Consider the following 18,831-nt stretch of genomic DNA (forward strand, 5'->3'; position numbering starts at 1 on the left):
AAATTGTCAAGGATCTTGCAAGATCCTTGGCCCGCGCGGGGCCCGGGCGGTGGCTCGGCATGACCGCGCCGTGGTTGCATATCGTCGGCATCGGTGAGGACGGAATGGCCGGGCTTCTGCCGGCCACCCGGGCCGTGGTCGAGGCCGCCGAGGTCATCGTCGGCGGGGAGCGGCACCACCAGCTCTCCGCCAGCGTCACGGCCGAGCGGATCGCCTGGCCGCACCCGTTCGACGCGCTGATCGACACCCTGACCGGGCTCGCCGGGCGGCGGGTCGTCGTGCTGGCCACGGGCGATCCCCTTTGGTTTTCCGTCGGTGCGCGGATCGGGCGGGCGATCCCGCCGGGCGAGATCACCTATCATCCGCAGCTTTCGGCTTTCCAACTCGCGTCCGCGCGCATGGGCTGGAGCCTGGCGGATGTGGAAACCCTCACCGTCCATGGCCGCCCCGTCGAGCAGATGATCGCCTTCATCCAGCCCGACCAGCGGCTCCTGATCCTGACCACCGGGGCCGAGACCCCGGCGCAGATCGCGCAGTTTTTGACCGAGCGCGGCTTCGGGCAGTCGCGCATGACCGTGCTCGCCGCCATGGGGGGGGCCGACGAGGCCCGGTTCGACGGTGTGGCCGAGACCTGGGACCACGTTGTGCCGCCGTTCAACACGCTGGCGGTCGAGTGCATCGCCGCCCCGGATTGCGCGCTGCTGCCCCGGGTGCCGGGGCTGGCGGATGACCTTTTCACCCATGACGGCACCATGACCAAGCGCGAGGTCCGCGCGGTCACGCTGGCCAAGCTGATGCCCATGCGCGGGGCGCTGTTGTGGGATGTGGGCACCGGCTGCGGCTCGGTCGCGGTGGAATGGATGCGCGGCGCGCGGTATGCCCGCGCCATCGGGATCGAGCCGCGCGCGGACCGCCGCGCCATGGCGGCGGCCAATGCGCTGGCCCTTGGCGTGCCGAAGCTGCAGGTGATCGAGGGTACGGCGCCGGGCGCCCTTGCGGGTCTGGAAGCGCCCGATGCGATCTTTCTCGGCGGGGGCCTGAGCGCCGAGGTGTTCGATGCGGCCTGGGCCGCCCTGCGCCCGCTGGGGCGGCTGGTGGCAAATGCCGTGACCATCGAGAGCGAGCAGGTGCTGGTGGCGCTTCACAAGACCCATGGCGGGGAGCTGTCCAAGCTGTCGGTGCAGCGCGCGGATGCGGTGGGCCCGCGCCTCGGCTGGCGGCCCTTCATGCCGGTGACCCAGTGGAGCCTGATCAAGCGATGAGCGGCACTCTCTATGGCGTGGGTCTCGGCCCCGGGGATCCGGAGTTGCTGACCCTGAAGGCGGACCGGCTGATCCGGGGCGCGCGGGTGGTGGCCTATCCGGCGCTCGTGGCGGGCGACAGCCTGGCGCGCGGCATCGCCGCCGCCGCCATCCCCGAGGACGCGCGCGAGATCCGCATAGAGGTGCCGATGACGCCCGCCCGCGCCCCGGCGCAGGCGGCCTATGACGCCGCCGCCGCCGAGATCGCCGCGGCGCTGGCGGCGGGGGAGGATGTGGTCTGCCTGTGCGAGGGGGACCCGTTCTTCTACGGCTCGTTCATGTATCTCCATGCCCGTCTCGCGGACCGTTTCGCGGTGGAGGTGGTGCCCGGTGTCACCTCCATGACCGCCTGCGCGGCGCGGGCGGCGCGGCCGCTGGTGGCCCGCAACGAGATGCTGACCGTGATCCCGGGGCCGCTGCCGGAGTCGGCGCTTGCGGAGGCGCTGCGCGCGGCGGATACGGCGGTGATCATGAAGGTGGGTCGGCATCTGGCCAAGATCCGCCGAGTGCTGGAGGCCGAAGGTCTGGCGGCCCAGGCGGTGTATCTGGAACGCGCGACGCTCCCGGCGGAGCGGGCGCTGCCGCTCACCGAGGCGCCGGACCCCGCGCCCTATTTTTCGATGATTCTCGTGACGAAAGGAGCCGACCCATGGCTGTAACCCCTGTGGTCGTGGCGATTTCGCGCGCGGGCGAGGACACGGCGCACCGGATTGCCGCCGCGCGCGGCTGGGCCGTGCATGGCCGGGCGGGCCGCGTCGACCGGGCGGATGCCCATTTCGACAATGCGCTGACCCATGTGCGCGACCTCTTTGCCGCCGGGGTGCCGGTGGTGGGGGTCTGCGCGGCGGGCATCCTGATCCGATCCGTGGCCCCCCTGCTGGCCGACAAGACCGCCGAGCCGCCCGTTGTGGCCGTGGCCGAGGACGGATCCGTGGCGGTGCCGCTTCTGGGCGGGCACCGGGGCGCGAACCGGATCGCGGCGGATCTATCCGATCTTCTGGGCGGGGTGTCGGCGGTGACCACGGCGGGGGATGTGGCGCTCGGCGTGGCGTTGGATGCACCGCCGCCGGGCTACCGGCTGGCCAACCCGGCCGATGCGAAATCGGTGATGGCGGGGCTCTTGTCGGGGGGCGGCGCGCGTCTGACCGGAGAGGCGCTGTTCGACCTGCCCGCTGGCGAGGGGGCCGAGATCGCCGTGACCGAGGCGCCGCTGGCCGGTGGGCCAGACCGGCTGGTCTATCACCCGCAACGCTTTGCGCTCGGCGCCGGTTGCGCGCGGGATGCAGACCCGCAGGTGCTGCGAGCGCAGGTCTTCGAGATGCTTGCGGAGGCCGGGGTCGCCCCCGGTGCCGTGGCCTCGCTCAATACCCTGGACCTGAAGGCCGACGAGCCTGCGATGCATGCGCTGGCCGCCGAACTGGGCGTTCCCTTGCGGGTCTTCACCGCGGCCGAACTGGAGGCGGAGGCCGCGCGGCTCGCCACCCCGTCCGAGGTGGTCTTTGCCGAGGTCGGTTGCCACGGGGTCGCGGAAGGCGCGGCGCTGGCGGCTGCGGGGCCGGACGCGGTGCTGGTCCAGCCCAAGCGCAAGACCGCGACGACCACCTGCGCGCTGGCCCGCGCCCCCGCGCCGATCACCGCGCTGCGCGGCCGGGCACGGGGACGGGTGTCGGTCGTGGGCATCGGGCCCGGCCAGTCGGCCTGGCGCACACCCGAGGCTAGCCGCCTGGTGGCGGAGGCGGAGGAGTTGGTGGGCTACGGCCTCTATATCGACCTGCTCGGCCCGCTGGCCGCGGGCAAGGCGCGCGCGGATTTCCCCCTGGGCGGGGAAGAGGACCGCTGCCGCTACGCGCTGGAACGGGCGGGGGAGGGGCGCAACGTGGCCCTCGTGTGCTCGGGCGATGCGGGGATCTATGCCATGGGCGCGCTGGTGTTCGAGCTCTTGGACCGGGGGCCGGAGGCGCAGGGCGTGTCGGATGCCGCGCGCCGGGTGGAGGTGATTTGCGCACCCGGTGTGAGCGCGCTGCAGGCCGCGGCGGCGCGGGCGGGCGCACCGCTGGGCCATGATTTCTGCGCGATTTCCCTGTCGGACCTGCTGACGCCGCGGGCGGATATCCTGCGGCGGCTGCGGGCGGCGGCGGAGGGGGATTTCGTCATCGCCTTCTACAACCCGGTCTCGAAGACCCGCCGGACCCTCTTGGCCGAGGCGCGGGAGATCCTGCTGGCCCACCGGCCCGCGGACACGCCCGTCCTGCTGGCGAGTTCTCTGGGACGCCCGGAGGAGGAAATCCGCTATCGCCGGCTCGACGGTCTGGAGGTGGACGAGGTCGACATGCTCACCGTGGTGCTGGTGGGCTCGTCGAATTCGAAGCTCGCGCAACTGGGCGCGGGGCCGCGCATGTACACGCCGCGCGGCTATGCGCGCAAGATCGACGGGGACCTGTCCGATGCGGGGTGATCCAAAGGCGCAGGCTGCGCCTGCATTCGATATTTCGCCGCGCGTGGTTGGCCGGGACGCCCATGGGCCCGCGTCGCGGCGGCTGTTTATGGGTTTTGCCCGACTGATGCGGGGGGATGCGCGATGACGGTCTATTTCATCGGCGCGGGGCCGGGCGATCCGGAGCTGCTGACGCTGAAGGCGCAGCGGGTGATCGGGGCCTGCCCCGTGTGCCTTTATGCCGGATCGCTGGTCCCGGCGGAGGTCGTCGCAGGCGCGCCTGAGGGGGCGCGGGTGCTGGACACCGCCCCCATGACCCTCGACGACACCCACGCCGAGATTGTCGCGGCCCATGGGCGAGGGCAGGACGTGGCGCGGGTGCATTCGGGCGACCCGTCGCTCTACGGCGCCATCGCCGAGCAGATCCGGCGCCTGCGGGCGGACGGCATTCCTTACGAAATCATCCCCGGCGTGCCCGCTTATGCGGCGGCGGCGGCGGCCTTGGGGCAGGAGCTGACCATTCCCGAGGTGGCGCAATCCATCATCCTGACCCGGGTGTCGATGAAATCCACCTCCATGCCCGAGCACGAGACGATGGAGAATTTCGCCCGAACCCGCGCGACCCTGGCGATCCACCTGGGCGTGCGCAACCTGCGCGAGATCGAGCGCGTGCTGACCCCCCATTACGGGGCCGGGTGTCCGGTGGTCGTGGCCTACCGCGTGGGCTGGCCGGACCAGCTGTTCCTGCGCGGCACGCTGGCGGATATCCATGCCAAGGTGCGCGCCGAGAAGATCACGCGCACGGCCCTGATCCTGGTCGGCCCGGCCCTGGGCGAAGTCACCGATTTCAAGGACAGCGCGCTCTACGATCCCGAGATGCCCCATGTGCTACGCCCCCGCGCGCGGAAAACGGGGTCCTAGTCGCGCTTGATCTTGGCGGCGTTCGGCGCATCTTCTTTATCAGCATGAGGAGGGGATGCCATGTCGGAGTTTCTGCCCAAGGAGGTGCGCGACGGCCTCGATCAGGCCCGGGTGCGGGCCGCGCGCCGGGACAAGCGGCGCCTGCGGGTCCAGGTCGGACCGGAGGCCTACACGATCCAGAGTTTCGGGGCGGAGGCTTTTACCCTGCGCGCCGACGGGGCACCGCATCTGCGCGGGCTGGTCGATATCTACAAGGGGTCCGAGCACCTCTATCAGGCGCTGATCGTGACCGCCGCGCTGGATGGGCTGGAGATGCGCTATGAATTCAAGCGCATGACCCGCACCCGCCAGAACGTGCCGCTGGATTACGATCCGGGGCCGAACGTGCCCGCGGGGTTGATCGCCCGGCAGTAGGGATCACTGCAGGTCCGCGAAAGCGTCGGCCAGCCGATCCACGGCTTCCCGAACCCGTGCGCGCGGCATGCCGACATTGAACCGCAGGCAGCTCTCGCCGCCCTTGCCCAGTGTATGGCCGGGCGTGGCCGCGATGCGGGCTGTGCCATAGACACGCTCGGAAAACTCCGGCCGTTCCATGCCGGTGCCCGCGAAATCCACCCAGGCCAGATAGGTGCCCTGCATCGGCATGGCCGAGAGACCGGGGATGGCGTTCACGCCGTCATTGAAGACCGCGGCGTTGCCCTCCAGGTAGGTGCAGAGCGCGTCGCACCAGGCCGCGCCCGCCGGGGAATAGGCCGCCCGCGTCAGGGCCACGCCCAGCAGGTTGGGCTGCATGTCGAGCGTGTTGAAGAACCGGTGAAACCGCGCGCGCAGGTCGGGGTCGGGAATGGTGACGCAGCCCGTGCGCCCGCCCGCGATGTTGAAGGTCTTGGAGGCCGAGGTGGTCATCACCAGCCGGTCGGCGATCTGGGGCGCGGCGACGTGCATCGGGATATGGGTGTGGCCTGCGAAGGTCAGGTCCGCGTGGATCTCGTCGGAGATCAGCAGCAAGTCGTGACGCTGGCAGAAATCGGCGAGCGCGGTCAGCTCCTCTTGTGTCCAGACACGGCCCGCGGGGTTGTGGGGCGAGCAGGCGATGACCATGGTCTCGCGCCCCGACAGCATCCCCGCATAGGCGTCGAAATCCATGGTGTAGACCCCGTCCACGATCGCCAGGGGCAACTCCTTCACCACCCGGCCGGTCTTGGTGATCTTTGCGGCAAATTCGTGGTAGACGGGCGAGAAGATGATCACCTCGTCGCCCGGCGCGGTCAGGGCGTTCAGCGTGATGGCGATGCCGTTGCCGAGCCCGTAGGTGGTGAACATCCACTCCCGCTCCACGGTCCAGCCATGGCGGTCGCGCATCCAGCCGATGATCGCGTCCTCATAGCTTTCCAGCCCGCAGAAATAGCCGTAATCGGCGCGGGTGAGCAGGCCCTGCATGGCCTCCTGCAGAAACGGGCCTGGCGGGAAATCCATGTCCGCGATCCACATGGCCAGCCCGTCCTCGGGCGAGACGCCGAAGGCGCTCTCCATCTTGTCCCATTTGATGCAGTCGGTGTTGCGCCGGTCGATCTCGGTGTCGAAAGTCATGCCTGTCCCCTCGGGTTTGGCGCGAGGCTAACGGTCTGGCGGGCAGGTGCAAGGCCCGCCGATCCGGGCGGGGATGTTGCGCCCGGGGGGGGCGTGGCTTACATCAACCGGCATGACCATTCGACCGATCCTGATCCACCCCGACCCGCGCCTCAAGAAGACCGTCGATCCGGTCGCCGAGATCACCGACGAGATCCGGCAGCTGGCCGATGACATGCTGGCCACCATGTATGACGCGCCGGGCATCGGGCTGGCCGGGCCGCAGGTGGCGGCGATGATGCGGATCATCACCATGGATTGCGCCCCCAAGGATGGCGAGCCGGACCCGATGGTTCTGATCAATCCCGAGATCGTCTGGTCCTCGGAAGAGATGAACACCTACGAGGAAGGCTGCCTGTCGATCCCCGAGATGTACGCCGATGTGGAACGTCCGGCGGAGGTCGAGGTGCGCTGGACCACCCTGGAGGGCGGGGAGGCCAGTGCCAGGTGGGGCGGGCTCCATGCCACTTGCGTGCAGCATGAGATCGACCATCTGAACGGCAAGCTGTTCATCGATTATCTCAAGCCGCTGAAGCGGCAGTTGATCACCCGCAAGATGGTGAAACTGAAGCGGGAGCGCGCCCGTGCCGAGGGCTGAATCGGGCGGTCGGCGCGGCGTCGGATTTTTGTCGGGCAAGTGTCGGGCATCTGTCGGGCAAATTGTCTGACAATGATCCGACCCTTCCTCTCCTGGCCCGATGCGCGGCTGCGGACCCCCGCCGCCCCGGTGGCCGAGATCACGGAGGAGATCCGCGCGGTCTGGGACGACATGATCGACACCATGGAGGCGATGCCCGGTGTCGGGTTGGCGGCCCCGCAGATCGGCGTGATGCAGGCGCTGGCGGTGGTCGATGCCTCCGACGAGCGCGGCCGGGCGATCCGGATGGCGAATCCGCAAGTGCTCCATGCCAGCGCACAGCTGCGCAGCCATGAGGAGGCGTCGCCGAACCTGCCTGGCGTCTTTGCGAAGATCGACCGGCCGCGGGCGGTGACGGTGCGGTTTCTGGATGCAAATGGCGCGGTGAAGGAGCAAGATTTCGTTGGGCTCTGGGCCACCAGCGTGCAGCACCAGATCGATCACCTGGCGGGGCGGATGTATTTCGACCGGCTGAGCAAGACGAAACGCGACATGCTGCTGCGCAAGGCAAGGAAGCTGGCAAGATGAGATTGGTCTTCATGGGTACGCCCGCCTTTTCGGTGCCGGTGCTCGATGCGCTGGTGGCGGCGGGGCACGAAGTGGCGGCGGTCTATTGCCAGCCGCCGCGCCCGGCGGGGCGGGGCAAGAAGCCGCGCCCGAGCCCGGTGCAGGCGCGTGCCGAGGCGCTGGGGCTTCCGGTGCGACATCCGGTATCGCTGAAGGGGGACGAGGCACAGGCGGACTTCGCCGCGCTCGGGGCCGAGATCGCCGTGGTCGTGGCTTACGGGCTGATCCTGCCGCAAGCGGTGCTGGACGCGCCGGAGCATGGGTGTTGGAACATCCATGCGTCGCTTCTGCCGCGGTGGCGCGGGGCGGCGCCGATCCACCGGGCGATCCTGGCCGGGGATGCGGAGACCGGTGTGTGCATCATGCAGATGGAGGCGGGGCTCGATACCGGGCCGGTGCTGTTGCGCGAGGCGGTGGCGATCGGGGCGGAGGAGACCACGGGGGGCCTGCATGACCGGTTGTCGGCCCTGGGCGCGCGGCTGATCGTCGAGGCGCTGGCGCGGCGGGCGGAGCTGGTGCCCGAGCCGCAGCCCGAGGTGGGCGTGACCTATGCCGCCAAGATCGACAAGGCCGAGGCGCGGGTGGACTGGACCCGGCCCGCGGTGGAGGTGGACCGGCTGATCCGGGGGCTGTCGCCGGTGCCCGGGGCCTGGTGCGAGATTGCGGGCGAGCGGGTGAAGCTGCTGGGATCGCGTCTGGCCGAGGGGTCGGGTGCTGCGGGACAGGTGCTGGAGGGGTTCACGGTGGCCTGCGGCGCGGGGGCGGTGGAGATCACGCGGGCGCAGCGGGCGGGCAGGAAGGCGGCCGATGCGGCGGAGATCCTGCGCGGCATGACCCTGCCCGCGCGGTTGGACTGACGCGGGGCAAGCCCGTTCGAACGGGCTTGGACACGCGATTTGGAAATCGCGTTCCAAGCGCCTTGCAAGGCGCTTGATCAAGGCGCTTCGAAGCGCCTTGGGGCTCAGCGGCCCGCTTTGGATTTGCCGGGCTTGAAGGGCGCCATGCCTTCCCGGGCCAGCGCGTCCGCGCGTTCGTTTTCCGGGTGGCCTGCATGGCCCTTGACCCATTTCCACTGCACCTCGTGCCGGGCTTGGGCGGCATCGAGCCTGCGCCAGAGGTCCTCGTTCTTCACCGGCTTTTTGGTCGAGGTTTTCCAGCCGTTGCGCTTCCAGCCGTGGATCCAGCCCGTGACCCCGCCTTTCACATAGGCGCTGTCGGTCACGACGGTCAGCCTGGCGGGCCGTTCCAGCGCCTCCAGCGCGTGGATCGCGGCCAGAAGCTCCATCCGGTTGTTGGTGGTCTCGGCCTCGCCACCCTTGAGCGCGCGCTCCTTGACGACCGTATCGCCGTCGCGGGCGATGAGCAGCGCCCCCCAGCCGCCGGGCCCCGGGTTGCCCGAACAGGCCCCGTCCGTGTAGGCGAAAAGCTCAGGCATCGGGGACCCTCCGGGAGGTGACGATGATGAAGGGATCGGTGCGGCCGGACAGCCCCTCGCCGGTGCCGAAATCCGTATGCGACACCGTCAGGCCGGCGTCGGTCAGGAGCTGCTGCAGCTCCGCGTCGGTATAGTAGGTGTAGAACCGCCCCAGCGCGTCGCGCTCTTCCCCGGTGCCGAGCTTCAGGCCCAGGTGAAACAGCCCGCTGGGGCGCAGGGCCCGGGCGATGGCCGCCAGATGGCCGGGCATCTCGGCGCGGGGCGCGTGGAGCAGGCTGAAATTGGCCCAGATCCCGTCGAAGGCGGCCGCGGCGTCGAGATCGTCGAACCGCGCGAGCCGTGCGTCGACCCCGAGCGCGCGGGCCTGGGCCACGAATTCGGGCGTGGCGTCCATCGCCACCACCCGGTGCCCGTCCGCCTGCATCAGGGCAGCCGCGCGCCCCGGCCCGCAGCCCAGATCGAGCACATCCGCCCCGGCAGGCAGGGCGTCGAGGAAGGCCTGCAGATGCCCATCCGCGCCCTTGTCGGCGAAGCGGGCGCGGTAGCGCTCCGCCTCCCGCGCGTAGACGGCGAGGGTTTGCGGATCGCTCACACCACCACCCCGACCGCGAGGCAGGCCACGACGATGGCCGTGAGCAGCACCCGCAGGTGCATCCACCAGCGCGGCGCCAGCCCCTGCCGCCAGAACAGGTAGTCCAACGCCAGCAGCCCGATGAACCCGGCGATCAGGTTGGTCAGCGCGTTGGCCGACCCGCCGCCCACGGTGAAGAAGGCCCAGAGGGCGGGGATCACGCTGAGCCCGTAGCCGGTGGTGGCCACGGTGCCTGTGGCCTTGGTGGCAAAGCCCCACAGCACGCCGGACATGAAGGCGAGGATGATCGTGCCGTAGAAGATCTGCACGTAAGGGCCGATGAAGCGGGGGCCGAGCACCTCCATCCCGAAGGCGGCGAGGCCGGGCAAGACCAGCGTGCCCGCGCCGAAGAGGAACGGGATCAGCCCGGCGAGGCCGAGGATCAGGGCGCTTCTGGGAATGTCATTCATGGCGTCTTTCTGCCGGGCGCGAGGCCGGGCGGCAAGACCCTACGGTGTGTGAAAGAAGAACCGGACCACGTGGAAGAACACCGGGGCGGCGAAGAGCACTGAATCGAGCCGGTCGATGAACCCGCCCTGGCCGGCGAACATCGGGCCCCAGTCCTTGACGCCCCGGTCGCGTTTGATCGCGGTCATCACCAGGGTGCCGAAAAAGCCCACGGTCGCGGCGAGGCAGGCCAGCAGGGCGGCCTGCCAGGGCGCGAAGGGGGTGATCCAGTAGAGTGCCGCGCCGAGCAGGGTGGCCGAGGCGATGCCGCCGATCATGCCCTGCCAGGTCTTGGTGCGCGACAGGGTGGGCGCGATCTTGCGCCGCCCGATCAGCTTGGACCAGCTGTATTGCAGCACATCGGTGCTTTGGACCACGATCACCAGGAAGGCCAGGAGCAGGATCATTCGGTCCTCGCCGCCGGGGATGTTCAGGGTCAGAAGCGCGGGCACATGGCTCATGCAGAACACGCAGATCATCAGCGCCCATTGGGTTTCCGCGACGCGTTCGAGGAAATCGGTGCGGTCGCCCTGCAACGCCGAGAGGATGGGCAGCAGCAGGAAGGCATAGACCGGGATGAACACGGTATAGAGCCCGTACCAGCCCAGACCCACCAGCAGGAACTGCACCGGCAGCACCACGAAGAACGAGGCCGCGATGGCCCAGTGATCCGCCGTGCGTTTGGCCGTCAGCGTCATGAACTCGCGCAGGGCGGCGAAGGCGCAGATCCCGAAGAGTGTGACCACCCCGGCATCGCCGCCGAACGAGAACAGGGCCACCAGTGCCGAGATCGCCCACCAGGCCATGATCCGGGCGTTCAGGTTCTCGATCGTGGCGTTCTCGCCGCTGGGCGACAGGCGCTGGCGCAGCAGCCGCGCGATGACCGTCGCGAGGATCAGAAGCCCGCCGATGGCGGTGATCTCCCAGGCGAAGGGGAGGGTGGGCTCGGTCATGGCTTGCTGCCCCCATTGGGGCGCAGGGCGACCATGGCATCGGCGGCGCGGGCGAGGAAGGGGCCGATCTCTTCGCCCTCCTCGACGCGGATGGGCGCGCCGAAGGACACGGTACACAGCAGCGGGACCGGGATGACATGGCCCTTGGGCATCACGCGGTTGAGGTTCTCGATCCAGACCGGGACGAGGTCCACGGCGGGCCGGGCCCTGGAAATGTTGTAGATCCCCGATTTGAAGGGCAGGGCCGGGGCGTCGGTCATGTTGCGCTTGCCCTCGGGGAAGATGATCAGCGAGCTGCCCTCGTCCAGCGCGTCGAGGATCAGCGCGATCGGGTCCTCGTCGCCGCGATGCTCGGGGCGCCGCTCGACCATCACGGCGCGGACGACCTCATGCCCGACAAAGGCGCGGAGCCTGGATTTCAGCCAGTAGTCGCTGCCGGCCACGGGGCGGGTGGCGCGGCGCAGCCGCGGGGGCAGGACGGACCAGATCAGGATGAGGTCGGCATTGCTGGTGTGGTTGGCGTAATACACCCGTTGCCGCGGTACAGGTTCGATCCCCTGCCAGATCGCGCGCGGCGCGGTCAGCAGGCGGGCGAGCAGGATCAGCCCCCCGCCCAGCAGCCAGGCCGCGACCCCCGTCAGCAGCCGCATCAGGACGCGGACCGGCTGCGCGTCATGTGCGCTCCAGCGCCAGACGACCGGCGAGCAGGGCGAAGACCGCCGCGAAGGACCGGTTGAGCCAGACCGTGGCGCGGGCCGAGCCGAGCACCCAGTCGCGGGCTTGGGCAGCGAAGGCGCCGTAGACGAGGAACACGGCGAAGGTCAGGGCCATGAAGACCGCGCCGAGAAGCACCATCTCGGCGGTGGCCGGGTTGCCCGACAGGAAGGGGGGCAGGAGGGCGAGAAAGAAGATCGACAGCTTGGGGTTCAGGATGTTGATGAGCGCACCGCGGCGGGCGATGCGCCAGCCGGGCTCGGCGGTGGCCTCGGCGCGGACCTGCAGCGCGCCGCCGTCGTGCAGCGCGCCCCAGGCGAGCCAGAGCAGGTAGGCGACGCCCGCGAATTTCACCAGGTTGAACAGGAGCGCCGAGCTGTCCAGCACCGCCGCCAGCCCGAGGGTGGCGGCCAGCAAGTGCGGCACGATCCCGAGGGTGCAGCCAAGGGCGGCCCAGCCGGCGGCGCGGCGGCCTCGGCCCAGACCGAGCGCGAGAGTGTAGACCACCCCGGTGCCGGGGGCGAGGACGACCACGAAGGCGGTGAGCAGGAAAGAGGCGGTGATCATCTATGGCCCTCGGGTTACGCAACGGCCCAAGGGTAAGGCGAAAGCGGTCCGCTTGACCAGCGGGTTTGCGCCGGGCGGCGGGCCTGCGTGGGGGCCAGCCCCCACACCCCCGGAGTATTTCCGCACAGATGAAGGGGTGGGGGCGCGTTGAGCTTGGCGGAGGCGCGTTAAGGTTGATGCGGTGGTGTGAGCCGGGCGGTTTGGGGGATCGCGATGTCGCGCAGGGCCGGTGCGGGGGAGTGATCGGGGGCGTCGGGGGCGCGGGTCGCCTCGAGCCTGTCGGGTGGGCGTGATGGTGAGGATGGTGGCGCGGGGCCGTGTCGCGGCAGGTCGCCGCGGCGCTTGGCGTTCGGTTTTGGTCTTTGTCCAGGGAGGGCTGAAGGGGGGCGGGCTGCATCCGCGCGGGGGCTTACGCCGTTGTTCGGGGCGCAGAGCAGGCCTTTGTCGGTGTCTCTTGCGGCCCCTGCCGGTCAATGCCGGATCGGGATTGCGCGCCTCGGCGCGTCGGTTCGGTAGGCATCGGGTCTGGCGCGATGAGATCCGCGCTGGTCAAGCTGCCGGTCGGCGTTTTCCGGTCGGCACCGAACGGTGTTGGGTACTCCCGACCTGCCCCGTCGGAACGTGGTTGGACCATGGGGGTGGGCAGAGCCGATGTTGTGCGCTCAGGCCCCGGCAGGTTCGCGCAGCACGCGGGGCACCTTGAATTCGACGTTCTCCTGTGCGGTCTCGACCTGCTCGACGGTCAGGTCAAACCGGGTGCGGAAGGCGTCGATCACCTCGTTGACCAGCACTTCGGGGGCGGAGGCCCCGGCGGTGATGCCGATGGAGGAGATGCCTTCGAGGGCGCGCCAGTCGATATCCTCGGCGCGCTGGACCAGTTGGGCATAGGCGCACCCGGCGCTGCGTCCGACCTCCACCAGCCGCTTGGAGTTCGAGGAGTTCGGCGCGCCGATCACGAGCATGGCATCGGCCTTGGGCGCCATGGCCTTCACCGCACCCTGGCGGTTTGTCGTGGCGTAGCAGATGTCTTCCTTGTGCGGGCCTACGATGGCGGGGAAGCGCGCCTGCAGGGCGGCGACGATATCGGCGGTGTCGTCCACGGACAGGGTCGTCTGGGTGATGAAGGCGAGCTTTTCGGGGTCGCGCGGCGTGATGTTGGCCACATCGGCGACGGTTTCCACCAGTATGACCTCGCCTTCGGGCAACTGGCCCATGGTGCCCACGGTTTCGGGGTGGCCCGCATGGCCGATCATCACCATCTGCAGCCCGCCCGCGTGGTGACGCTCCGCCTCGATATGGACCTTGCTCACGAGCGGACAGGTGGCGTCCACATAGACCATCTCGCGGCGCGCGGCCTCTGCCGGGACCGCCTTGGGCACACCGTGTGCCGAGAAGATCACCGGGCGGTCATCGGGGCAGTCGTCAAGTTCCTTGACGAAGACGGCCCCCTTGGCGCGCAGCCCGTCGACCACGAACTTGTTGTGCACGATCTCGTGGCGCACGTAGACCGGGGCGCCCCATTTCTCCAGCGCCATCTCGACGATCTTGATGGCCCGGTCCACGCCCGCGCAGAACCCGCGGGGCGCGGCGAGATAAAGGGTCAGGGGCGGCAGGGACATGGCGGGGTCCTCGGGTTGTCGGCTGTGCCTTACAAATACGTGTCGGGCGGGCGTTTGACCAGTCCCGAAGCGGGAATTGCGGCCGGGTGCGGGGGGTTGACCTTCCAGTGGGGGAAGCCGCGAGAGGGTGGGATGAAAGACAGGAGGATGCGAATGCGTGTGATTTCGGGGCTGATAGCGGGGCTGTGTCTGGCCATGCCGGTGCGGGCGGAGGGGTTTCTGCCCTGGCAGGATGCGGAGATGGTGGCGCTGGGCGCGACGGTCTATGCCGATCACTGCGCGGCCTGTCACGGTGCACAGCTGGAGGGGCAGGTGCCGGATTGGCGCAGCCCGGGGCCCGACGGGCGTCTGCCCGCGCCGCCCCATGACGAGACCGGCCATACCTGGCACCATGCGGACATGCTGCTGTTCCAGATCACGAAATACGGGACCGAGGCGCTGATCGGTGGGGAGTATCGCAGCAACATGATGGGGTTCGGCGATCTGTTGAGCGATGCGGAGATCGTCGCCGTTCTGGCCTATATCAAGAGCACCTGGCCGCCGCAGGTCATCGCGGCCCACGACCGGGTCAATGCCGCCGCGCAGTAGGGATCAGGCGAAGACCCGCACGCCGCCCTCGACCAGGGCGGCGAGGGCGATGTAGCGGGCGGTCTTGGCAAAGCCCACCAGGGCGATGAAGACGAAAAGCCGCGTCCGCATCATGCCGGCCACCACGGTGATCGCATCGCCCAGGGGCGCCCAGCTGAGCAGGAGGCTCCATTTGCCGTATTTGGCGAACCAGCGCTGGGCCTTGTCGAGCTGCGCCTCGGTCACCGGGAACCAGCGCTTGTCTTTGAAACGGGGAATCTGCCAGCCGAGCGCGTAGTTCAGCACCGAGCCGAGCGTATTGCCCACCGAGGCCACCAGCAACAGCGCCCAGAGCGGCACGGCGGCCTGCACCTGGAAGGCGGTGAAGACGATCTCCGATTGCAGGGGCAGGATGGTGGCCGCGCCGAAGGCGGTGCCGAACATCACCGCCAATATGCCTGCCATGGTCTCGAACAGCGTCATGCCCCCCCGCCTCGCGTGACAAGACCCGCCGCAGCGGGTCTTGAGTGAGTTTCACCATAGATGGCGTGTCAGTCCGCGGTTTCCACTGCGGTCTCGCGCGGTTCGCGCGGCTCGCGTGGCGGGCGGCCGATGATTTCCTTGAGTTCGTCGAGCTCGATGAAGTTGTCCGCCTGGCGGCGCAGCTCGTCGGAAATCATGGGGGGATGGGAGCGAATGGTGGAGACCACCGAGACCCGCACGCCGCGCCGCTGCAGCGACTCGATCAGCGGGCGGAAATCGCCGTCGCCGGAAAACAGGACGGCGTGATCCATGTGGGGCGCTAGTTCCATCGCGTCCACGGCCAGCTCGATGTCCATGTTACCTTTGACTTTCCGACGGCCTTGGCTGTCGGTGTATTCCTTGGCCGGTTTGGTGACCATGCTGAACCCGTTATAGTGCAGCCAGTCGACCAGGGGTCGGATCGGGGAATACTCATCGTTCTCAAGCAGCGCCGTATAGTAGAACGCGCGCAGCAGTTTCCCGCGGCGCATGAACTCTTGGCGGAGCAGCTTGTAATCGATGTCAAAGCCGAGCGCCTTGGCTGCGGCATAAAGGTTGGAGCCATCAATAAACAGCGCCAACCTGTCGTCTTTATAAAACATTTACTGGTCCTTCCGGGTAATGCGCTCCACCAAAATTCGTGAGTGTGAATAAAAAGCAGTTTGATGAAACGCATAGAGCAAAGTAAGGCTTTTTCGACCTGCCGCAACCATCAAGCGCATGAAAATTCAGTCATTCGGCATAATTGCGCTTGGCGCAAATCAGCCCCTCGGCGGGCGCACGCCCAAGGTGACCTTGCGTCAGGCCTGCGAGGCGTTGGCGGACGCGCCGTTGGAAATCGTTGCGCGCAGCCGATTTTTCGCCACGCCCGCGTTTCCGGATCCGTCGCAACCGGAGTATGTCAATGGCTGCGTGACCGTGGAAACCGAGCTCGGTGCCAAGGCGCTTCTGAAGGTGTTGCACGATGTGGAGGACAGGCTTGGCCGTGCGCGCGGGCAGCGGTGGGGCGCCCGGACGCTGGACCTCGATCTGCTGGCGCTGGGGGCGCAGGTCTTGCCGGACATGGAGACCTATGCCCAGTGGCGCGACCTGCCGCGCAGCGCGCAGGTGGCGCGCACGCCGGATGAGTTGATTCTTCCCCATCCGCGGATCGCGGACCGGCCCTTCGTTCTGGTGCCGCTGATGGATGTCGCACCGCTCTGGCGGCACCCGGTGACTGGCAAAACGGCCTCGGAAATGCTTCGGAACCTGCCGAAATCGGAAATAGATGCCATTCGACCGCTTGAGTAAGCCTGTTTCGCCTTGTCAAGGCATTTTGCACGCTTTACATGCTGTCCACTGCCCCCTTTGCCAAAACGGAGACATCCATGGCCCGCGTGACGGTTGAAGACTGCGTTGACAAGGTACCCAACCGCTTCGAGCTGGTGATGCTTGCCGCGCATCGCGCGCGCGAGATTTCCGCCGGATCCGAACTGACGATCGACCGCGACAACGACAAGAACCCGGTCGTGTCCCTGCGCGAGATCGCCGAGGAGACCCAGTCGGCGGACGCACTGCGCGAACGGCTGATCGAGTCCAACCAGACCCAGATCGAGGTGGACGAGCCCGAAGAGGACAGCATGGCCATGCTCATGGGCGGCGGCCAGCCGGACAAGCCCGCCGAGGACGACATGTCCGAGGAGAAGTTGCTGCGTGCGCTGATGGAAGCGCAAGGCCAGCCGTGATCTCGTGCCGCGGGATTCGTCGGACAGCCTGATCGAAGCCCGCGACCTGATCGCGCTTGTCCAGACCTACAACCCCCGGACGAACGCGGCCCTGATCGAAGCGGCCTATGACTACGGTCGCGAGATGCACCGGGGTCAGTTGCGCCATTCCGGGGAGGAATACTTTACGCATCCCGTCGCGGTGGCAGCGATTCTTGCCGAGCAACGGCTGGATGACAGCACCATCATTACCGCCCTGCTGCATGACACCGTCGAAGACACGCGGTCGACCTTTGCCGAGCTGGAAACGCAGTTCGGGCGCGAGATCGCCGAGCTTGTCAACGGGGTCACCAATCTGACCAACCTGCAGCTGTCGAGCCGCGAGACCAAGCAGGCGGAGAATTTCCGCAAGCTCTTCATGGCGATGTCCAAGGACCTGCGGGTGATCCTGGTGAAGCTGGCCGACCGTCTGCACAACATGCGCACGATCAAGCACATGCCGGTGGAAAAACAGGTCAAGAAGGCCCGCGAGACCATGGACATCTATGCGCCGCTGGCCGGGCGGATGGGCATGCAGTGGATGCGCGACGAGCTGGAGGACCTGTCGTTCCGGGTGCTGAACCCGGACGGGCGGCAGTCCATCATGCGCCGGTTCATCAAGCTGCAGAACGAGACCGGCGACGTGGTCCAGAAGATCACCAGCGACATCCGCAAGGAGCTGGACGCCCACGGGATCGAGGCCGATGTCTATGGCCGGGCGAAGAAACCCTATTCGATCTGGCGCAAGATGGAGGCCAAGCAGCTCGGCTTCTCGCGATTGTCGGATATCTACGGGTTCCGGGTCATCACCCACAGCGAAGATGACTGCTACGGGGTGCTGGGCGCGATCCATCAGCGTTGGCGCGCGGTGCCGGGGCGGTTCAAGGATTATATCAGTCAGCCGAAATCGAACGGGTATCGGTCGATCCACACCACGGTGTCGGGCCGTGACGGCAAGCGGGTGGAGGTGCAGATCCGCACCCGCCAGATGCACGAGGTGGCCGAGGCCGGCGTGGCCGCGCACTGGTCCTACCGGGACGGGGTGCAGGTGGAAAACCCCTTCGCCGTCGACCCGGCGGAGTGGATCGCCAGCCTGAGCGAGCGGTTCGAAAGCTCCGAGGATCACGGCGAGTTTCTCGAACACGTCAAGCTGGAGATGTATTCCGACCAGGTGTTCTGCTTCACCCCCAAGGGAGAGGTGGTCAAGCTGCCCAAGGGCGCGACGCCACTGGATTATGCCTACGGCATTCACACCCGGATCGGGGACAGTTGCGTGGGGGCCAAGGTGGACGGGATTCGCGTGCCGCTTTGGACCCGGCTGAAGAATGGCCAGTCGGTCGAGATCATCACCGCCGACGGCCAGCGCCCCCAGGCGACCTGGATCGACATCGTGGTCACCGGCCGCGCCAAGCAGGCGATCCGCCGGTCCCTGCGCGAGGAGGACCGGGCCCGTTTCGTCAAGCTGGGCCAGGAGCTCGCCCGGGTGGCGTTCGACCATGTGGGCAAGCGCGTGACCGACAAGGCGCTGAAGACCGCCGCGCATCAGCTGGGCTATGGCGGGCGGCTGGAGCTGCTCTCGGCCCTGGGCAGCGCGGATATCTCGGCCCGGGACGTGGTCGAGGTGCTCTATCCCGAGTTGCAGGGGCAGGGCGGCGACGAGGTCGCGGCGGATCGCGCGGTGGTCGGCCTTCATTCCGACCAGAGCTTCGAGCGTGCGCGCTGCTGCCAGCCGGTGCCCGGGGAGCGGATCGTCGGCATCGCCTATCGCGGCCACGGGGTGCGCGTGCACGCCATCGACTGCCCCGCGCTGGAGGAGTTCGAGGACGAGATGCGGCGCTGGATCGACCTGCAATGGCATTCAGGACGCCATGCCGCGGTCCACGCGGTTCGGCTGGATGTCACGATCGGCAACGATCAGGGCGTTCTGGGACGAATCTGCACATTGATCGGCGAGCAGCGGGCGAATATTTCCGACTTGCATTTTGTTGACCGGAAACCGGACTTTTACCGCCTACTTCTAGAAGTAGAAGTGCGGGACCTGGAGCACTTGCACCGAGTAATGACCGCCGTGCAGGCCGACACCGATGTGGCGGGCCTGGAACGACACCGTGACCTGAGCCGCAAGCCCTGACTTTCAGGGGAGCG

Annotated in this window: 22 protein-coding genes; 12 read left to right on the plus strand and 10 right to left on the minus strand. The window is 68.2% G+C overall.

The window, feature by feature from the left end:
• The first annotated feature begins 59 nt into the window (after window positions 1-59).
• From cbiE to PVW48_RS11175, 5 genes are all read left to right on the plus strand, one after another.
• The gene (gene cbiE, locus PVW48_RS11155) at window positions 60-1,262 is read left to right on the plus strand and encodes a precorrin-6y C5,15-methyltransferase (decarboxylating) subunit CbiE (protein ID WP_274581385.1); all 1,203 of its coding nucleotides are present in this window, start codon (window positions 60-62) and stop codon (window positions 1,260-1,262) included.
• Complete coding sequence (gene cobI / locus PVW48_RS11160) at window positions 1,259-1,960, plus strand: precorrin-2 C(20)-methyltransferase (RefSeq protein WP_274581386.1); 702 nt, start codon at window positions 1,259-1,261, stop codon at window positions 1,958-1,960. Before cbiE ends, cobI begins: the two co-directional genes overlap by 4 nt.
• Window positions 1,951-3,756 (plus strand): precorrin-3B C(17)-methyltransferase, encoded by a 1,806-nt coding sequence (gene cobJ / locus PVW48_RS11165; RefSeq protein ID WP_274581387.1) that lies wholly within the window; start codon window positions 1,951-1,953, stop codon window positions 3,754-3,756. The genes cobI and cobJ overlap by 10 nt, the downstream gene beginning before the upstream one ends.
• Window positions 3,757-3,879: 123 nt before the next feature.
• Window positions 3,880-4,656 (plus strand): precorrin-4 C(11)-methyltransferase, encoded by a 777-nt coding sequence (gene cobM / locus PVW48_RS11170; protein ID WP_274581388.1) that lies wholly within the window; start codon window positions 3,880-3,882, stop codon window positions 4,654-4,656.
• Between the two features lie 60 nt (window positions 4,657-4,716).
• Complete coding sequence (locus PVW48_RS11175; protein ID WP_274581389.1) at window positions 4,717-5,070, plus strand: hypothetical protein; 354 nt, start codon at window positions 4,717-4,719, stop codon at window positions 5,068-5,070.
• A gap of 3 nt (window positions 5,071-5,073) precedes the next feature.
• Here the strand turns inward: PVW48_RS11175 and PVW48_RS11180 are convergent, their stop codons facing one another.
• Window positions 5,074-6,246: a MalY/PatB family protein gene (locus PVW48_RS11180; RefSeq protein ID WP_274581390.1), complete on the minus strand. Its 1,173-nt coding sequence runs from the start codon at window positions 6,244-6,246 to the stop codon at window positions 5,074-5,076.
• Between the two features lie 112 nt (window positions 6,247-6,358).
• On the opposite strand from PVW48_RS11180, the gene def (PVW48_RS11185) reads away from it, so the two are divergent.
• From def (PVW48_RS11185) to fmt, 3 genes are all read left to right on the plus strand, one after another.
• Window positions 6,359-6,883: a peptide deformylase gene (gene def / locus PVW48_RS11185; RefSeq protein WP_274581391.1), complete on the plus strand. Its 525-nt coding sequence runs from the start codon at window positions 6,359-6,361 to the stop codon at window positions 6,881-6,883.
• Between the two features lie 72 nt (window positions 6,884-6,955).
• Window positions 6,956-7,450, plus strand: coding sequence for a peptide deformylase (def, locus tag PVW48_RS11190; RefSeq protein WP_274581392.1), 495 nt, complete (start codon window positions 6,956-6,958; stop codon window positions 7,448-7,450).
• Entirely contained in the window at window positions 7,447-8,346 is a 900-nt protein-coding gene (gene fmt / locus PVW48_RS11195; protein WP_274581393.1) for a methionyl-tRNA formyltransferase, read from the plus strand. The genes def (PVW48_RS11190) and fmt overlap by 4 nt, the downstream gene beginning before the upstream one ends.
• Before the next feature lie 104 nt (window positions 8,347-8,450).
• Here the strand turns inward: fmt and rnhA are convergent, their stop codons facing one another.
• The 7 genes from rnhA to ispH form a co-directional block, all read right to left on the minus strand.
• The gene (gene rnhA, locus PVW48_RS11200) at window positions 8,451-8,924 is read right to left on the minus strand and encodes a ribonuclease HI (protein ID WP_274581394.1); all 474 of its coding nucleotides are present in this window, start codon (window positions 8,922-8,924) and stop codon (window positions 8,451-8,453) included.
• Complete coding sequence (locus PVW48_RS11205; RefSeq protein WP_274581395.1) at window positions 8,917-9,516, minus strand: class I SAM-dependent DNA methyltransferase; 600 nt, start codon at window positions 9,514-9,516, stop codon at window positions 8,917-8,919. Before PVW48_RS11205 ends, rnhA begins: the two co-directional genes overlap by 8 nt.
• Window positions 9,513-9,965 (minus strand): DUF3429 domain-containing protein, encoded by a 453-nt coding sequence (locus tag PVW48_RS11210; RefSeq protein WP_274581396.1) that lies wholly within the window; start codon window positions 9,963-9,965, stop codon window positions 9,513-9,515. Before PVW48_RS11210 ends, PVW48_RS11205 begins: the two co-directional genes overlap by 4 nt.
• A 39-nt stretch (window positions 9,966-10,004) precedes the next feature.
• Window positions 10,005-10,955, minus strand: coding sequence for a phosphatidate cytidylyltransferase (locus PVW48_RS11215; protein ID WP_274581397.1), 951 nt, complete (start codon window positions 10,953-10,955; stop codon window positions 10,005-10,007).
• A complete protein-coding gene (locus tag PVW48_RS11220) occupies window positions 10,952-11,605 on the minus strand; it encodes a lysophospholipid acyltransferase family protein (protein ID WP_012176868.1) in 654 nt (217 codons plus the stop codon). The genes PVW48_RS11215 and PVW48_RS11220 overlap by 4 nt, the downstream gene beginning before the upstream one ends.
• Window positions 11,606-11,627: 22 nt before the next feature.
• The gene (locus PVW48_RS11225; RefSeq protein WP_274581398.1) at window positions 11,628-12,236 is read right to left on the minus strand and encodes a LysE family translocator; all 609 of its coding nucleotides are present in this window, start codon (window positions 12,234-12,236) and stop codon (window positions 11,628-11,630) included.
• A gap of 662 nt (window positions 12,237-12,898) precedes the next feature.
• Window positions 12,899-13,855: a 4-hydroxy-3-methylbut-2-enyl diphosphate reductase gene (ispH, locus tag PVW48_RS11230; protein ID WP_274581399.1), complete on the minus strand. Its 957-nt coding sequence runs from the start codon at window positions 13,853-13,855 to the stop codon at window positions 12,899-12,901.
• 195 nt (window positions 13,856-14,050) lie between these two features.
• Between ispH and PVW48_RS11235 the strand changes: the two genes are divergently transcribed.
• Window positions 14,051-14,443 carry a c-type cytochrome gene (locus tag PVW48_RS11235; protein WP_443112677.1) on the plus strand — a complete coding sequence of 131 codons (393 nt, stop codon included), beginning with the start codon at window positions 14,051-14,053 and terminating at the stop codon, window positions 14,441-14,443.
• Window positions 14,444-14,446: 3 nt separating this feature from the next.
• Here PVW48_RS11235 and PVW48_RS11240 read toward each other — a convergent pair whose 3' ends face one another.
• A complete protein-coding gene (locus PVW48_RS11240) occupies window positions 14,447-14,905 on the minus strand; it encodes a YqaA family protein (protein WP_245533030.1) in 459 nt (152 codons plus the stop codon).
• Window positions 14,906-14,973: 68 nt separating this feature from the next.
• Complete coding sequence (locus tag PVW48_RS11245; RefSeq protein ID WP_012176873.1) at window positions 14,974-15,546, minus strand: LabA-like NYN domain-containing protein; 573 nt, start codon at window positions 15,544-15,546, stop codon at window positions 14,974-14,976.
• A gap of 118 nt (window positions 15,547-15,664) precedes the next feature.
• Between PVW48_RS11245 and folK the strand changes: the two genes are divergently transcribed.
• The 3 genes from folK to PVW48_RS11260 all read left to right on the plus strand — a co-directional run bounded on the left by folK (window position 15,665) and on the right by PVW48_RS11260 (window position 18,817).
• Entirely contained in the window at window positions 15,665-16,234 is a 570-nt protein-coding gene (folK, locus tag PVW48_RS11250) for a 2-amino-4-hydroxy-6-hydroxymethyldihydropteridine diphosphokinase (RefSeq protein ID WP_274581401.1), read from the plus strand.
• Between the two features lie 77 nt (window positions 16,235-16,311).
• Window positions 16,312-16,668, plus strand: a complete 357-nt coding sequence (gene rpoZ / locus PVW48_RS11255) for a DNA-directed RNA polymerase subunit omega (protein WP_012176875.1) — start codon at window positions 16,312-16,314, stop codon at window positions 16,666-16,668.
• Window positions 16,669-16,696: 28 nt separating this feature from the next.
• Window positions 16,697-18,817: a RelA/SpoT family protein gene (locus PVW48_RS11260; protein ID WP_274581421.1), complete on the plus strand. Its 2,121-nt coding sequence runs from the start codon at window positions 16,697-16,699 to the stop codon at window positions 18,815-18,817.
• The last annotated feature ends 14 nt before the right edge of the window (window positions 18,818-18,831 follow it).

The organism is Dinoroseobacter sp. PD6 (assembly GCF_028807315.1).
In the GTDB taxonomy this organism is placed as follows: Bacteria; Pseudomonadota; Alphaproteobacteria; order Rhodobacterales; family Rhodobacteraceae; genus Dinoroseobacter; species Dinoroseobacter shibae.

What these genes read in the sequence shown, in the direction of transcription:
- rnhA (WP_274581394.1), bottom strand. Translation starts at nt 8,924, where the DNA reads ATGCCTGAGCTTTTCGCCTACACGGACGGGGCCTGTTCGGGCAACCCG.
- cbiE (WP_274581385.1), top strand. Translation starts at nt 60, where the DNA reads ATGACCGCGCCGTGGTTGCATATCGTCGGCATCGGTGAGGACGGAATG.
- cobJ (WP_274581387.1), top strand. Translation starts at nt 1,951, where the DNA reads ATGGCTGTAACCCCTGTGGTCGTGGCGATTTCGCGCGCGGGCGAGGAC.
- rpoZ (WP_012176875.1), top strand. Translation starts at nt 16,312, where the DNA reads ATGGCCCGCGTGACGGTTGAAGACTGCGTTGACAAGGTACCCAACCGC.
- PVW48_RS11210 (WP_274581396.1), bottom strand. Translation starts at nt 9,965, where the DNA reads ATGAATGACATTCCCAGAAGCGCCCTGATCCTCGGCCTCGCCGGGCTG.
- ispH (WP_274581399.1), bottom strand. Translation starts at nt 13,855, where the DNA reads ATGTCCCTGCCGCCCCTGACCCTTTATCTCGCCGCGCCCCGCGGGTTC.
- folK (WP_274581401.1), top strand. Translation starts at nt 15,665, where the DNA reads ATGAAAATTCAGTCATTCGGCATAATTGCGCTTGGCGCAAATCAGCCC.
- PVW48_RS11245 (WP_012176873.1), bottom strand. Translation starts at nt 15,546, where the DNA reads ATGTTTTATAAAGACGACAGGTTGGCGCTGTTTATTGATGGCTCCAAC.
- cobI (WP_274581386.1), top strand. Translation starts at nt 1,259, where the DNA reads ATGAGCGGCACTCTCTATGGCGTGGGTCTCGGCCCCGGGGATCCGGAG.
- PVW48_RS11175 (WP_274581389.1), top strand. Translation starts at nt 4,717, where the DNA reads ATGTCGGAGTTTCTGCCCAAGGAGGTGCGCGACGGCCTCGATCAGGCC.
- PVW48_RS11240 (WP_245533030.1), bottom strand. Translation starts at nt 14,905, where the DNA reads ATGACGCTGTTCGAGACCATGGCAGGCATATTGGCGGTGATGTTCGGC.
- cobM (WP_274581388.1), top strand. Translation starts at nt 3,880, where the DNA reads ATGACGGTCTATTTCATCGGCGCGGGGCCGGGCGATCCGGAGCTGCTG.
- PVW48_RS11215 (WP_274581397.1), bottom strand. Translation starts at nt 10,955, where the DNA reads ATGACCGAGCCCACCCTCCCCTTCGCCTGGGAGATCACCGCCATCGGC.
- def (WP_274581392.1), top strand. Translation starts at nt 6,956, where the DNA reads ATGATCCGACCCTTCCTCTCCTGGCCCGATGCGCGGCTGCGGACCCCC.
- def (WP_274581391.1), top strand. Translation starts at nt 6,359, where the DNA reads ATGACCATTCGACCGATCCTGATCCACCCCGACCCGCGCCTCAAGAAG.
- PVW48_RS11225 (WP_274581398.1), bottom strand. Translation starts at nt 12,236, where the DNA reads ATGATCACCGCCTCTTTCCTGCTCACCGCCTTCGTGGTCGTCCTCGCC.
- PVW48_RS11220 (WP_012176868.1), bottom strand. Translation starts at nt 11,605, where the DNA reads ATGCGGCTGCTGACGGGGGTCGCGGCCTGGCTGCTGGGCGGGGGGCTG.
- PVW48_RS11235 (WP_443112677.1), top strand. Translation starts at nt 14,051, where the DNA reads ATGCCGGTGCGGGCGGAGGGGTTTCTGCCCTGGCAGGATGCGGAGATG.
- fmt (WP_274581393.1), top strand. Translation starts at nt 7,447, where the DNA reads ATGAGATTGGTCTTCATGGGTACGCCCGCCTTTTCGGTGCCGGTGCTC.
- PVW48_RS11180 (WP_274581390.1), bottom strand. Translation starts at nt 6,246, where the DNA reads ATGACTTTCGACACCGAGATCGACCGGCGCAACACCGACTGCATCAAA.